Source organism: Demequina maris (assembly GCF_000971155.1).
Lineage (GTDB): Bacteria > Actinomycetota > Actinomycetes > Actinomycetales > Demequinaceae > Demequina > Demequina maris.
The window spans coordinates 90,412-104,223 of the sequence record NZ_BBLX01000006.1; the positions used below are offsets into that span (position 1 = coordinate 90,412).

14 protein-coding genes and 1 tRNA gene are annotated in these 13,812 nt (G+C 72.4%); 6 read left to right on the forward strand and 9 right to left on the reverse strand.

Translation table 11 applies throughout. The features are described 5' to 3' along the window. Nucleotides 1-13: 13 nt before the first annotated feature. The 5 genes from fabF to AOM02_RS08695 all read right to left on the reverse strand — a co-directional run bounded on the left by fabF (nucleotide 14) and on the right by AOM02_RS08695 (nucleotide 4,780). Nucleotides 14-1,249 carry a beta-ketoacyl-ACP synthase II gene (gene fabF, locus AOM02_RS08675; protein WP_062298763.1) on the reverse strand — a complete coding sequence of 412 codons (1,236 nt, stop codon included), beginning with the start codon at nucleotides 1,247-1,249 and terminating at the stop codon, nucleotides 14-16. Between the two features lie 51 nt (nucleotides 1,250-1,300). Then, the gene (locus AOM02_RS08680) at nucleotides 1,301-1,543 is read right to left on the reverse strand and encodes an acyl carrier protein (RefSeq protein ID WP_062289298.1); all 243 of its coding nucleotides are present in this window, start codon (nucleotides 1,541-1,543) and stop codon (nucleotides 1,301-1,303) included. A 76-nt stretch (nucleotides 1,544-1,619) separates the two neighbouring features. Then, nucleotides 1,620-2,621, reverse strand: coding sequence for a beta-ketoacyl-ACP synthase III (locus AOM02_RS08685; RefSeq protein ID WP_062298764.1), 1,002 nt, complete (start codon nucleotides 2,619-2,621; stop codon nucleotides 1,620-1,622). Next, a complete protein-coding gene (locus tag AOM02_RS08690; protein ID WP_062298765.1) occupies nucleotides 2,618-3,532 on the reverse strand; it encodes an ACP S-malonyltransferase in 915 nt (304 codons plus the stop codon). Before AOM02_RS08690 ends, AOM02_RS08685 begins: the two co-directional genes overlap by 4 nt. A gap of 78 nt (nucleotides 3,533-3,610) precedes the next feature. Then, nucleotides 3,611-4,780: a PucR family transcriptional regulator gene (locus tag AOM02_RS08695; RefSeq protein ID WP_082099359.1), complete on the reverse strand. Its 1,170-nt coding sequence runs from the start codon at nucleotides 4,778-4,780 to the stop codon at nucleotides 3,611-3,613. Nucleotides 4,781-5,086: 306 nt separating this feature from the next. On the opposite strand from AOM02_RS08695, the gene AOM02_RS08700 reads away from it, so the two are divergent. Beyond that, on the forward strand, nucleotides 5,087-6,409 hold the full coding sequence (locus AOM02_RS08700) for a hypothetical protein (RefSeq protein ID WP_156156157.1): 1,323 nt from the start codon (nucleotides 5,087-5,089) through the stop codon (nucleotides 6,407-6,409). Nucleotides 6,410-6,421: 12 nt separating this feature from the next. Here AOM02_RS08700 and aceE read toward each other — a convergent pair whose 3' ends face one another. Then, nucleotides 6,422-9,133 carry a pyruvate dehydrogenase (acetyl-transferring), homodimeric type gene (gene aceE / locus AOM02_RS08705; protein WP_062298768.1) on the reverse strand — a complete coding sequence of 904 codons (2,712 nt, stop codon included), beginning with the start codon at nucleotides 9,131-9,133 and terminating at the stop codon, nucleotides 6,422-6,424. Nucleotides 9,134-9,356: 223 nt separating this feature from the next. Here aceE and AOM02_RS08710 point away from each other — a divergent pair, with 223 nt between their 5' ends. Further along, entirely contained in the window at nucleotides 9,357-9,785 is a 429-nt protein-coding gene (locus AOM02_RS08710) for a DUF3052 domain-containing protein (RefSeq protein WP_062298769.1), read from the forward strand. Further along, complete coding sequence (locus AOM02_RS08715) at nucleotides 9,782-10,246, forward strand: redoxin domain-containing protein (protein ID WP_082104988.1); 465 nt, start codon at nucleotides 9,782-9,784, stop codon at nucleotides 10,244-10,246. Before AOM02_RS08710 ends, AOM02_RS08715 begins: the two co-directional genes overlap by 4 nt. A 72-nt stretch (nucleotides 10,247-10,318) precedes the next feature. Here the strand turns inward: AOM02_RS08715 and AOM02_RS08720 are convergent, their stop codons facing one another. Continuing rightward, nucleotides 10,319-10,882, reverse strand: coding sequence for a GrpB family protein (locus AOM02_RS08720; protein ID WP_062298770.1), 564 nt, complete (start codon nucleotides 10,880-10,882; stop codon nucleotides 10,319-10,321). A 92-nt stretch (nucleotides 10,883-10,974) separates the two neighbouring features. On the opposite strand from AOM02_RS08720, the gene AOM02_RS08725 reads away from it, so the two are divergent. The 3 genes from AOM02_RS08725 (at nucleotide 10,975) to AOM02_RS08735 (ending at nucleotide 12,360) form a co-directional block, all read left to right on the forward strand. Continuing rightward, complete coding sequence (locus tag AOM02_RS08725) at nucleotides 10,975-11,595, forward strand: SatD family protein (protein ID WP_062298771.1); 621 nt, start codon at nucleotides 10,975-10,977, stop codon at nucleotides 11,593-11,595. Beyond that, nucleotides 11,592-12,245, forward strand: coding sequence for a hypothetical protein (locus AOM02_RS08730; protein ID WP_062298772.1), 654 nt, complete (start codon nucleotides 11,592-11,594; stop codon nucleotides 12,243-12,245). Before AOM02_RS08725 ends, AOM02_RS08730 begins: the two co-directional genes overlap by 4 nt. Before the next feature lie 41 nt (nucleotides 12,246-12,286). Further along, a tRNA-Val gene (locus AOM02_RS08735) sits at nucleotides 12,287-12,360 on the forward strand. Here the strand turns inward: AOM02_RS08735 and AOM02_RS14320 are convergent. After that, the gene (locus AOM02_RS14320) at nucleotides 12,361-12,825 is read right to left on the reverse strand and encodes a MarR family transcriptional regulator (protein WP_062298773.1); all 465 of its coding nucleotides are present in this window, start codon (nucleotides 12,823-12,825) and stop codon (nucleotides 12,361-12,363) included. Next, complete coding sequence (locus tag AOM02_RS08745; protein WP_062298774.1) at nucleotides 12,822-13,664, reverse strand: hypothetical protein; 843 nt, start codon at nucleotides 13,662-13,664, stop codon at nucleotides 12,822-12,824. Before AOM02_RS08745 ends, AOM02_RS14320 begins: the two co-directional genes overlap by 4 nt. Nucleotides 13,665-13,812 lie beyond the last annotated feature (148 nt).

Consider the following 13,812-nt stretch of genomic DNA (forward strand, 5'->3'; position numbering starts at 1 on the left):
ACGTTAACCCAGGTCAGACGCCGAAGACCAGGGCGACGTTGTGGCCGCCGAAGCCGAACGAGTTGTTGATCGCCGCGATCTGGCCCTCGGGCAGCGCGCGCGGCGTGTCGCGGACCAGGTCCACCTGGAGCTCGGGGTCGGGCTCGGTGACGTTGATCGTCGGGGGAGCGGTGCGGGTCTCGAGCGCCTTCACCGTGAAGACGGACTCGAGCGCGCCGGCGCCGCCGAGGAGGTGGCCGGTCATCGACTTGGTCGCGGACAGCAGCACCTGGTCCGCGTGGGAGCCGAGCAGCGAGCGGATGCCGCGTGCCTCGATCATGTCGCCGACGGGGGTGGAGGTCGCGTGCGCGTTGACGTGCGCGACGTCCGCGGTGGTGAGGCCCGCGCGCTCGAGCGCGAGCTCCATGGCGCGGGTCTGGCCGGCGCCGTTGGGCTCCGGCGCGGCGATGTGGTGGGCGTCGGCGGTCATGCCGAGGCCGAGGAGGCTCGCGTAGACGCGCGCGCCGCGGGCCTTGGCGTGCTCCTCGGACTCGAGGACCACCACGCCGGCGCCCTCGCCGAGCACGAAGCCGTCGCGGCTCACGTCGTACGGACGGGACGCGCCCTGCGGGTCGTCGTTGCGCTTGGACAGCGCCTGCATCGCCGCGAAGGCGGAGATGGGAAGCGGGTGGATCGCGGCCTCGGTGCCGCCGCAGATCACGATGTCGGCGCGGCCGGACTGGATCATCTCGAAGCCCATGCCGATGGCCTCGGCGCCCGACGCGCAGGCGGAGACCGGGGCGTGCGCGCCCGCACGGGCCTTGAACTCCAGCGACACGTACGCCGTGGGGGAGTTCGGCATGAGCATGGGCACGGTGAGGGGCAGGACGCGCGAGGCGCCCCGCTCCTTCACCGTGTCCCATGCCGTCAGCAGCGTCCACACGCCACCGATGCCCGAGGAGACGATGCTCCCGAGGCGCTCGGGGTCCACCTCGGCCTCGGCGAGCCCGGCGTCCGCCCAGGCCTCGCGCGCGGCCACGATCGCCATCTGGGCGGACGGGTCCATGCGCTTGGTCTCGGGACGCGAGAGCACCTCGGACGGCGGCACGACGAGCTGACCGGCGAAGGTCACCGGCACGCCGTACTGCTCCGCCCAGTCGTTCTCCAGCGTGCGGACGCCGGAGCGGCCGGCGAGCGCGGCCTCCCAGGTGCTGGCGACGTCCCCGCCGAGCGGCGAGGTGGTGCCGAGTCCGGTGACGACGACGTTCATGGGCGGTCCTCCGAGAGGGTGGGGTGGTGAGGGACGGGGGTGCTGCGGTGCTTAGGCCGCGGCGATGAAGTCGACGGCGTCGCCGACGGTGACGAGGTCCTTGACCTTCTCGTCGGGGATGCGGACGTCGAACTTCTCCTCCGCGAGGGTCACGATGGTCATCATCGACAGCGAGTCGATGTCGAGGTCGTCGGTGAACGACTTCTCGAGGGTCACCTCGGCGGTGTCGATGTCCGTCTCCTCCGAGACGATCTCGGCCAGACCGGCGAGGACCTCATCCTTGGACAGTGCCATTGCTGCTCCTTCGTGTCGTGGCGCCGGGGCGCCATGTTCGTTGCGAACGTGTGTGAACTTACCGTGGCGCCCTCCGTCAGGGGAGGACGACCACCTGGGCGGCGTAGACCAGGCCCGCGCCGAAGCCGATCTGCAGGGCGACGTCGCCGCTCTTCGCGACGCCGTCGCGCAGCACGCGCTCCGTCGCGAGCGGGATCGACGCCGCGGACGTGTTGCCGGAGTCGACGATGTCCTTCGCCACGACCACGCTCTCGGGCAGGCCGATCTGCTTGACCATCTGGTCGATGATGCGCAGGTTCGCCTGGTGCGGGATGAACACGTCGATGTCATCGGGCGTGAGGCCCGCGGCCTCGATCGCCTGCAGGGCGACGGGGGCCATCTTGAACGACGCCCACTTGAAGACGCTGGGGCCCTCCTGGCGCAGGGTCGGGAACGGCAGGTCGCGGTCCTCGCGGATCTCGAGCCACGTGTGGTCCTGCTTGATGAGCTCCGAGGCGGAGCCGTCCGAGCCCCACACCGTGGGGCCGATGCCGGCCGCGTCCGAGCCGCCGATGACGACCGCGCCCGCGGCGTCGCCGAGCAGGTACGAGATCGACCGGTCGGCCGGGTCGACGAAGTCGCTCAGCTTCTCCGCGCCCACGACGAGGACGTAGCGGGCCGCGCCCGACCGCACCAGCGCATCGGCCTGGCCGATGCCGTAGCAGTAGCCGGCGCACGCGGCGGAGATGTCGAAGGCCGCGGCGGGCGTCGCGCCGATGCGGTCCGCCAGCACGGGCGCGCCGCCGGGCGTGATGCGCGGGTACGAGATGGTCGACAGGATGACCGCGTCGATCTCGTCAGGCTCGATGCCGGCCTGCGCGATCGCGTCGCGGGCGGCCCGCTCCGACAGGTCGATCACCGAGGTGTCCTCGTTCGCGCGGACGCGCGTGACGATGCCCGTCATCTTGCGGATCCACTCGTCGGACGAGTTGATCGGCTCGATGAGGTCGTCGTTCGGGACGGCGTTCTCGCCGCGGGCGACGCCGAGGCCGAGGATGCGGGTGAACTCGGGTCCGCGGCGGACGTTGAGGGTGGTCATGCGGCGGTCTCCAGAAGCTCGCGGGCGGCGGCAAGGTCGTCGGGGGTCTTGAGCGCGACGGACGGGACGCCCTTCATCGCGCGCTTGGCGAGGCCGGTGAGGACGCCGCCCGGGGCGACCTCGACGATGCCGGTGACGCCCAGCGACAGCATCGTCTCCATGCACAGGTCCCAGCGGACCGGGTTGGCGACCTGGCGGACGATGCGCGCGAGGGCGTCGGCGCCGTCGGCCACCTGGGCGCCGTCCGCGTTGGACAGCAGCACGCCGGCCGGCTCGCCGGGGGAGACCTCGGCGGCGGCGGCGTCCAGGTCCGCGACCGCGGGGATCATGTACGTGGTGTGGAACGCGCCGGCGACCTGCAGCTCGATGACGCGGGCGCGGACCGGGGGCTCCGCGAGCAGCGCGTCGATCGCCGCCTTGGCGCCCGCGGCGACCACCTGGCCGCCGCCGTTGACGTTCGCGGGGGTGAGGCCGTGGGTCGCGAGGGCGGCCGCCACCTCGGCGGCGTCACCGCCGAGCACCGCGGCCATGGACGTCGCCTCGGACGATGCGGCGGCGCGGGCCATCGCGGCGCCGCGCACCGCGACGAGACGCATCGCGTCGGCGTCGGTGAGCACGCCCGCCAGCGCGGCCGCGCCGAGCTCGCCGACCGAGTGGCCCGCGGCGAGCGCGGGAGCGGTGCCGCCGAGCAGTGCGCGGCCCGTGGCGATCGCGGTCGCGACCAGCAGCGGCTGGGCGATGGCGGTGTCGCGGATGGTGTCCGCGTCGGACTCCGTGCCGTGGCGGACGATGTCGACGCCGGCGGCCTCCGAGAGCGAGGCGAGGGACGCGGCGACCTCGGGCAGCTCGAGCCACGGGGCGAGCATCCCGGGCGTCTGGGCACCCTGGCCGGGACAGAGAATGGCGATCACGGGTTATAGCCTGCCTCACATGCGAGGGCCCTCCGCGGCGTCAGGGTACCGATTCGGGCGCGAGTTCTTGTCGGAAACCTACAAAGGCGGGGTGTTGGCGTCGCGGAGTCGGCCCAGCGCGAACGCGATCTGCAGCACGTGCGCGTCGCGGGTCGACAGCACGTCCCAGCCGGTCAGCTCGGCCACCTTGCGCAGCCGGTAGCGGACCGTGTTGGCGTGCACGAACATGGTCCGGCTCGCCAGCTCGAGCGAGCGGCCGCAGTCGAGGAAGGTCGCGACCGTCTCCTTGAGCGAGCCGCCCGCGGAGGCGATCGGGTCGTACGCGACGGCGATGAGGCGGTCCGCGGCGGCGGCGTCGCCCACGAGCACCCGCTCGGGCAGCAAGTCGTCGGCGTTGACCGGCCGCGGCGCGAGCGCCCACGCGGGTGCCGCGGTGGCGCCGTGGATCGCCGCGCGCGTCGAGCGCGCCACCTCGACGAGCGTGACCGCGGGCGGGCCGACCACGACGGGTCCGGGGCCGAAGCACGGCAGCAGCGTGGCGTGGAGCTCGTCGAGGTCGCCGTCGAGGCGCGCGATGACCACGAGGTCCTCACCGTGGATGCCGACCAGCGCGCCGTGCGCGGCCCGGCGGATGGTGCGGCGCAGCTCGGCCGACTGGACCTCGCCGAGCGGGCCGTCGGTGCGGCCCACCATCACGACCGTGGCGCCGGGCTTCCAGCCAAGAGCGGCCGCGCGCGACGGCAGGTCGTCGTCCACCTCGCCGCGCACGAGCGCGTCGACGACGAGGGCCTCGAGCCGCGCGTCCCACGCGCCGCGCGACTCGGCGGCGCGCGCGTAGACCTCGGCGGCGGAGAAGGCGATCTCGCGCGAGTAGCGGAGGATCGCCTCGCGCAGGTGCGCCTCCGCGCCAGCGGCCGCGAACTCGTCGGAGTGGTCCTCGACCACCGACACGAACGTGCGCACGATCGTCAGGGTGTGCTGCAGCGAGATGGTCCGCGTCAGCTCCGGCGGGGCGGAGGCGAACATCTCGAGCGTGCCGCGGTGGCCCGCGTGCGGGTCCGCGAAATACGCCACGAACGATGCGATGCCGGCCTGCGCGACGGAGCCGACCCACGAGCGCTCCTGCGCGGGCAGCTCCCGGAACCACGGGTAGTCGGCGTCGAGCTTCTTGAGCGCGATCGTCGCGAGGCGACCCGTCCCGGCGCGCAGGCGGCGCAGCGTCTCGGCGCGCATGTCCGGGGTGACCATGCGGGCCAGCGTAGCGGGCGCTTGTGGGATCGGCACAACGCGGCGGGACGCGCGGGTGGCGCGACGTGCGGGAGGTGGGCCGCCGCATCGTCCCCCCGCTGTGGCTCTCCACAACCCTCCCCTCCGACACTGCGAACGGAGTGCGCCGCGACACGCCGTGGCGGGCGCGGGAGACGGCGCCGGCGCCCGGCGTGTCGCGCCGAGATCCGTTCGCGTTGTCCGGATTGAGGGCTTTGCCGAGAGTCGCCGCTGCTGTCGGGTTTGTCGCCGGTAGCGTCGGCAGCAGGCTCGAGAGCAGGAGAAGAGATGTCGCCACGACCGCGTCCGTTGCTGGGGATGGTGCTGGGCTTGCTGCTCGGCCTGGTGACGGTGGGGCTGCTGTGGCAGCTCGGGGTGATCGATCCCGGCCGGACGGTGCTGTTCGGCGTCGTGGCGCTCGCCATGATCCTCGTCGCCGGGCTGCTGACGCGGGACCCCTCGCGCGCCCGCGGGCGCTACACGGCGGTGGTCGCGATCGCCGGCGTGCTCGGCGGCGTCGCGCTCACCGGGATCGGGGAGCTGGTGCGCCCGGGCTCCCTCTCCGACGGCTGCACCGTGGAGGCGACGGTGGGGGACACCACGGTCGCGCCGGATGGCACCGCCGCGCTCACCCCGCTCGACGTCCCGGCCGACGGCGTCGTGACGTGGACCGCGGCGTCGGAGACGCCCGTCTCCGTGACGGACCGTGTCGCCGGCGTGATGATCGGCGGCTTCGCGATCCCGATCCGCACGGTGACGTCCGAGGGCGCCCCGGAGGGGCAGGAGATGTCGGGCGAGGTGGTGGTCGCGGACGCGATCACGTGGATCACGGACCGCTCCTGGCTCGAGCCCACCGGCGTGTACCACGCGTACGGCAGCATGTCCGGGGGATCCGTCCGGTGCGAGCTCGACGGCTACGTCAAGGTCGCGCCCGCGGGCGTCTTCGCGACGAACACGCTCAAGGTGCTGTGGATCTCGCTCGGGGTCCTGCTCCTGCTGATCGCGTGGGCGGCCTTCGCGGTGCGGAGCTCCTTCGCGCGCGCCGCGGACGACGATGCGCGGGCCCTGGAGGCCGCGGCCGCCGGCTTCGCGGCGGGCGAGGGCGCGCAGGCGTCCGCCGGTGACGGCAGGCCAGTGGACCACATCGATCCCGTGCCCGCGTGGACCCCGCCCGAGCAGCGCTCGGCCGCGCCGGCCGACGAGATCGCCACGCCACCCGCCGAGGAGGCCGTGCGACGCCGGTCCGCGTTCGCGTCACAGGGGGACGATGCGGCGGATGCCGCTGGTCCCGGCGCCGGGGCCTCGTCGGCCCCGTGGGCCGCGGACGAGCCCGCGCTCGAGGGCGCCGACGACGACATGCTTCTGGAGGAGGAGCCCGGCGAGGAGCTCGACGAGGTCGCCGCGGAGGACGATGTGGCGGCGGAGCCGGGCGACGAGGTCGCCGAGGACGAGCCCGCGGGCGACGAGGGCGAGCCGGAGGACGACGGCGAGGAGCGCATCGTCCCCGAGGACGACGAGCCCGTCGCGGTCGACGAGCCGGCGGAGACCCCGGGGCAAGACGAAGGGCCGGAGGCCCCGTCCGAGGACGAGGGCTCCGGCCCCAGGTCGTGAGCCGCTAGGCGATCAGGCCTCGCCGCCGGCGTTGCCCGACGTGCCCTTGCGGACGTCGTGCAGCTCGTAGCGGCGGATGGCCTCCGCGTAGGTGCCGGGCTCGAGCTCGCCGCGGCGCTCGAGCTGCTGCAGCACGCGCACCGCCGTCGAGGCGCCGTCGATGTGGAAGAAGCGGCGGGCGGCAGCGCGGGTGTCGGAGAAGCCGAAGCCGTCCGCACCGAGCGTCGCGTAGTCGCCGGGGACCCACGCGCGGATCTGGTCGACCACGAGGTGGTCGTAGTCCGAGGTCGCGATGAACGGACCGGCGGCGCCCTGCAGCTTCTGCGTGAGGTACGGGGTGCGCATGCCCTCCTCGGGGTGGAGGAAGTTCGCCTCCTCGCACGCGAGGGCCTCACGGCGCAGCTCGTTCCACGAGGTCACCGACCAGATCGCGGCACGGACGCCGTAGTCGCGGAGCAGCATCTCCTGCGCCTCGTACGCCCACGGCACACCCACGCCGGAGGCGAGGATCTGCGCCTCCGGGCCGTGGCCCTCGGGGGCGTCGGACACCTTGTGGATGCCCTTGAGGATGCCCTCGACGTCGACGTTCTCCGGCTCGGCCGGCTGCTGATACGGCTCGTTGTACACCGTGAGGTAGTACATGACGTTCGGGTCGCGACCGTCGTTGCCGTACATGCGCTGGAGGCCGTCCTTGACGATGTGACGGATCTCGTAGCCGTACGCGGGGTCGTAGTGGATGACCGCCGTGTTGGTGCCCGCGATCAGCGGCGAGTGGCCGTCGGCGTGCTGCAGGCCCTCACCCGTGAGGGTGGTGCGGCCCGCGGTGGCGCCGATGATGAAGCCGCGCGTGAGCTGGTCGCCCGCGGCCCAGAACTGGTCGCCGGTGCGCTGGAAGCCGAACATCGAGTAGAAGATGTAGAACGGCACGAGCGCCTCGCCGTGCGTGGCGTAGGACGTGCCCACGGCCTGGAACGCGGCGGCGGAGCCGGCCTCGTTGATACCCGTGTGCATGATCTGGCCCTGCTCGGACTCCTTGTAGGAGAGCATGAGCTCGCGGTCCACAGGCAGGTAGTTCTGGCCGTTGGTGTTGAAGATCTTCGCGCTGGGGAAGATCGAGTCGAGGCCGAACGTGCGGGCCTCGTCCGGGATGATCGGCACGACGCGGTGGCCGAACTCCTTGTCGCGGACCAGGTCCTTGAACAGGCGGACGAACGCCATCGTGGTGGCGACCTCCTGCTTGCCGGAGCCCTTCGCGAGGAGGTCGTAGGCCTTCTCGTTCGGCAGCGCGATCTCCTTGTGGGGGTCGCGACGCTCGGGCACGAAGCCGCCGAGCGCGCGGCGGCGCTCCAGCATGTACTGCACCGCCGGGTCTTCGAAGCCGGGGTGGTAGTACGGCGGGTTGTACGGGTCGGCGTCGAGCTGCTCGTCCGTGAACGGGATGTCGAAGGTGTCGCGCAGGACCTTGAGGTCCGCGGAGGCGAGCTTCTTCATCTGGTGCGTGGCGTTGCGGGCCGCGAAGTTCGAGCCCAGGCCGTAGCCCTTGATGGTCTTCGCGATGATGACCGTGGGCTTGCCGTTCTTCATGGTGGTCGCGCGCTGGTAGGCGGCGAACAGCTTGCGGTAGTCGTGACCGCCGCGCTTGAGGGCCCAGATCTCGTCGTCCGTCATGTCCTTGACGAGCTCCTTGGCGCGCGGGTCGCCGCCGAAGAACTGGTCGCGGATGAACGCGCCAGACTCGGCACGGAACGTCTGGAAGTCGCCGTCCGGGACGGTGTTCATCAGGTTGACGAGGGCGCCGTCGCTGTCGCGCTTGAGCAGCGGATCCCAGCCACGGCCCCAGACGACCTTGATGACGTTCCAGCCCGCGCCGCGGAAGTACGCCTCGAGCTCCTGGATGATCTTGCCGTTGCCTCGCACCGGGCCGTCGAGGCGCTGCAGGTTCGCGTTGACCACGAACGTGAGGTTGTCGAGGTTCTGGGTCGCGGCGAGCTGCAGCATGCCGCGGCTCTCCGGCTCGTCCATCTCGCCGTCGCCGAGGAACGCCCACACGTGCTGCTCGGACGTGTCCTTGATGCCGCGCATGTGCAGGTAGCGGTTGGTCCACGCCTGGTAGATCGCCGAGGCGGGGCCCAGGCCCATCGACACGGTGGGGAACTCCCACGTGTCGGGCATGAGGCGCGGGTGCGGGTACGACGAGAGGCCGCGGCCGGGGCCGGACTTCTCCTGGCGGAAGGAGTCGAGGTCCTCGGCGCCGAAGCGCCCCTCGACGAAGCCGCGCGCGTACACGCCGGGGGCCGCATGGCCCTGGAAGTAGACCTGGTCGCCGCCGCCCGGGTGGTCCTTGCCGCGGAAGAAGTGGTTCATGCCCACCTCGTACAGCGTCGCGACGGACGCGTACGACGAGATGTGACCGCCGACGCCCTTGCCCGCCGCCTGCGCGCGGGTCACCATGACGGCCGCGTTCCAGCGGATCCAACCGCGGTAGCGGCGCTCGATCTCCTCGTCGCCGGGGAACTCGGGCTCGTCGTCGGCGTGGATCGTGTTGACGTACGGCGTGTTGAGGCTGAGCGGCACGCTCAGCTGCTTCTTCGCCGCGTGGTCGACCAGCTGGTCCACGATGTACTCGGCGCGGCTCTCGCCGCCGGACTCGATCAGCCCATCGAGGGACTCGAGCCACTCATCGGTCTCGCTCGGGTCCTTGTCGACCTCGCCGTGATGTGCCACAGGTGACCTTCCTGTCGGGCGCGCGGTGGCGCGCCGGATGATCTGGGGCGCTCGCGCGGCGTGTTTCGCCCGCGTTCCCCACATTGCTTGCCACAGAACAGGTTAACGTCACGCGGGGACTGCCGCGCACGGGCTGATTGCACCGGGAAGCGCGGTACCTCTACTGTGGACGCCAGGCACGTGTTCAGGCACGTGAGTCACCGACGAAGGGGGTCCCGCCACCGTGGCGACGCAGGAGGACGCGCAGGCGGCGGTCGACGCCGTGGTCGCGAGGCTCGGATTGAAGGCCGGCCAGATCATCCAGGAGTTCGGCTACGACGAGGACACGGATCCCGACTTCCGTTCCTCGATCGAGGCCGTCACGGGCGAGGACCTCGTCGACGAGGACTTCGGCGACGTGACCGACGGCTCGCTCGTGTGGTTCCGAGACGGGGACGACGACCTCGCCGACCTCCTCATGGACGCCCAGACGTTGCTCGACGACGGCGCCGCGGTGTGCGTGTGCACGCCCAAGGCGGGCCTGCCCGGCCACGTGCAGCCCCGTGACGTGCAGGAGGCCGCCTCGGTCGCCGGCCTGCACGCCACCTCCACGTTCGTCCTCGGGAACCGGTGGACCGCGACCTACCTGGTCGAGAAGGGCCGCTCCAAGTGACCCACCCCCTGGTGGGCCACCCGGCCCCCGAGTTCCGCATGACGGACACCCACGGCCGCACGGTGACGTCCGAGGACCTCAGCGGGACCGCGTACCTGCTCGTCTTCGTGCCGTTCGCGTTCTCGGACACGTGCACCAACGAGCTCATCGACCTGCGCGCCGCGGACGACCTCCTCACGCGCGACGGGCTCAAGGTGATCGTGGTGAGCTGCGACTCGGTCTACACGCTCAAGGCGTGGGCGGACACGCACTCGTACAAGGCGGACCTGCTGTCCGACTTCTGGCCCCACGGCGAGGTCTCGCGCCAGTACGGCGTCTTCAACCCGCGCAAGGGCCTCGCGACGCGCGGCTCGTTCCTGGTCGACGCCGCAGGCACGGTGCGGTGGGCGATCGTCAACCCCGAGGGCGAGGCGCGCGACGTCGCCGAGTACCGCGGGGCCGTGGAGACGCTGCTCGGCTGAGGCTCGCGCCGGCACCGCGAATCTGCTGATATCGCGCGTGTATAAGTGTCCTTGCGGACGCATCGGCGCCCGTCAGGTGCCGCGTCCGCGCGACTTGATCTCCTCGATCACCGCCGTCTTGGCGTCCGCGTAGGCGTTTATGTCGGGCCAGTCACGCGCCGCGAGCGCACGCTTCACGCCCTCGTACAACTCCCGGTCCTCGGGACTCCGGCGCAGCCGGTCGCGGAGGACGAGGTAGTCGTCGGCCGCCTGCGCCCCGACCTCGAGGAGGTGGACGTGCACGTCGAGCCGGGACGTCCGCACCAGCCGATGCCCGGGCTCGCGCACCCGCAGGACGTATCCCGCGTCGAGCAGGGGAGGGAGGTAGTCCTCCTCGGCGGTGATGTCCTCGACCGTGACGAGCACGTCGATGATCGGCTTGGCCGCCAGCCCGGGGACCGACGTCGAGCCGATGTGCTCGATCGACCGCGCGACCGGTCCGAGCGCCGCCGCGACGCGGTCACGATGCTCGGCGAAGGTCGCCGACCACGCCGCGTCGGGATCGGCGATCGCGATCGTGCGGCGTTCCACGCCGCCGACGAGCTCGGTCGTGGTGACGTCCGCACGGCGGCGGCGCACGGGCGAGGGGTCGGTCATGCGCACAGGCTAGGGCGGACCGTCCCGGGCCCCTGTGTACGCGACCGCTAAATCACTTATATTTTGGATATATAAGTGTTACTGTGGCCTGCATGGACAGGGTTGCCGCAGTCATCGTCGACATCGTGCGCTCACGCGAGCTCCACGACAGGGCCGGCGCGCAGGCGGCGGTGCTCGAGGCGTTCGTGCGTGCGGAGCGCGACGCCGCGCCGCTGCGGCCCCTCGGCGCGACCGTGGGCGATGAGTTCCAGGGTGTCTACGTCGACCTCGCGGCCGCGCTCCGCGTCACCACGCTCGCCGCTCTCATCCTGCCCGACGGCATCGAGGTCCGCGCCGGCATCGGCCTCGGCGAGGTGGTCGACGTCGACGGCGACATCTCCGACGGCAGCGCGTGGTGGCGCGCGCGGGAGGCGATCGACGAGGCGCACCGTCGCGAGGATGCGGGTCAGGCGGCGGTGCGCGCCTGGTGTGTCGGAGCCTCGGGGGACGATGCGATCATGGCCTCCGCAGTCCTGCTCCTTCGCGATCACGTCCTCAGCCGCATGAAGTCGCGCGAGCGGCGCATCGCCGCCGGGCTCATCGAGGGGCGGACCCAGGCGCAGCTCGCGGCTGTCGAGTCGATCAGCCAGGCGGCGGTGTCGCAGGCGGCGCACCGGTCGGGCGCGATCGCGCTGCGCGAGGCGCTCGAGGCGGTCGGCGGGGCGCCGCGATGACCGCCGCGATCCTGGTCGCGATGGTCGCGGGCACGGAGCTGCTGCGCTGGGTGCGCCCGGACCGCGCGCGCCTGATCGCGTCCGCGGCGTGGCTGGTGGGCGCGATCGTCGCGGCGGGTCTCACGGGTGCCGTCGGGGCGTGGGGCGCGGCCGCGCTCGGTCTCGGGTCGGCCGCCTGGCTGGTGCTGCGGTGGCGGTTCGCGGCGGATCTCGCGATGGCGGCGCTCATCATCGGCGGCGGGCTGCTGCTCGTCATCGACGGGGAGCCGGACCGCGTCGCCGCCGTCATCGCCGGCATCGGTGCCGTGGTCCTGCTCGCGCACACCTCGAACGACGTCTGTCGGGACGTGATCGCGCGCGCCCGCACCGCGCCGGACGACGGGCCGCCTTCCGCGCCCGAGCCCAGGCCTCACCTCCGGGGCGGGCGCTTCATCGGCCCGCTCGAGCGGTGGCTCATCGCCGCGTTGGCGCTGGTGGGTGCGGAGGGCGTGGTGGTCGGGCTGATGGCGGCCAAGGGCATCGGCCGGTTCCCGGAGATCTCGGGCGACCGCGGGCGCGGGTCGACCGCGGAGGAGTTCCTCGTGGGCTCGTTGGTGAGCTGGGCTCTCGCCGGGGCTGCGGCGCTGCTGATCGCCGTGCTGCGTCCCTGAGGGGTCCTGCGCGCCCCGGTCGGCCTGCCACAATGGTCCGCGGGCCCTTAGCTCAGTTGGTTAGAGCACTGCGTTTACACCGCAGGTGTCGTCGGTTCGAGTCCGGCAGGGCCCACTACCGCGCGTCGCCCCGCCCCTCGGCCGCACGCGCGGTCGCGAGCAGCGCCGTGGCAACATCGGCCGCCGTGACCAGCGGCGCATCGTCCACCCCGGCGAACAACGCTGCTAGACCCTCGAGGTGCGCGGCGGCGTGCCGGTCCCAGAACTCGCGGTGCCGCGCGGTGAGGTGCAGGCGCAGTGTGCGCGCGTCGGACGGATCGGACGCGATCCGCAGGAACCCCGCGCGCTCGAGCCGCAGCGCGAGCTGCTTCGCCGCCTGCCGGGAGGTCCCGTAGCGGTCGGCGGCCTCGCCGAGCGTGGGCGCCTCGTCGCCGAAAGTCTCGATCGCCACGAGAAGCATCCACTGCTTGGCCGACAGCCCCGCCGGTGCGAGCATGTCGTCCAGCAGGTTCTTCCACGACTGGCTCAGCAGGAACACCGTCGCGAACAGGGTGCGCGCCGCATCGTCCCGGCCGGTCATGCGGCGATCGCCTCCGTCCGCTCGCGCGCCGGCTCGCTCGCTGTCGCCCGCGCGGCGAGGACCGCGAGCACGCCTGCACCCGCCGCGAGCAGCGCGAAGACCGCGGCCGGTGCGGCGCTCTCCGCGAGGCCGGCGGCCACCAGCCCGGCCACCATCGCGACGAGCGCCAGCGCGAGCAGCGCCGCGAAGGCGAGCGCCGCCATCGCCAGCACGTAGCCGCGGACCAGGCGACGCAGCATCCAGGCTCCGGTGAGCGCGAGCGTCGGCAGCAGGATCGCGAGGTCGAGCACCTCGATGCCGTTGGTGGGGGTGCCGGACTCGGCGAGCGATCCGGGAGCCGTGCCGTCCAGGAGCGCCGGGACGATGTCGGACAGCCACAGGAACGCGAACATCGCGACGATCGCCCACAGCGTGCCCGCGACGGTGCGGCGGGGCCAGCGCGGTCCGAACGCCTCGGCCGGGGTGTTGCGGATCGCGGTCGCGAGGCTCGCGGCGAGCGTGAGGAACGCGAGGCCGAACGTGGTGGTGTAGACGAGGAAGAGGCCGTTGAACTGCACCATGAACGATGCGATCGCGTACGTGTATGCGAGGTACAGGACCGCACCGTGCCACAGCAGCCAGGCGGCGCGCGAGCCGCGCCAGGCGGTGAAGCCGAGGGCCAGCAGCGCCGGCACCGCGACCAGCAGCGTGACCCAGTCCTGCGCGGCCGCCTGGACGCCGAAGTGCTCGAGGTCCCGCGAGTAGAGGTCGGGGTCGAGGGCGCCCGCGCCGGCGGCGACCGCGGCGAGGATCGCCAGCGGGACGGACATCGCGAGCGGGGTGCGGGGGATCGTGGCCATGATGCTGCCCTCCTCGGGGCGGGCGCCGTGCGGCGTCGATAGGCAACACGTTACCTATCTCAGCGGGTCGCGCGCGGGACGGAGGTCCCGACAACGGTTCTGGCCGCCTCGCGGCGACGTACGGCGGGACGATGCGCCTGCCGCGCTA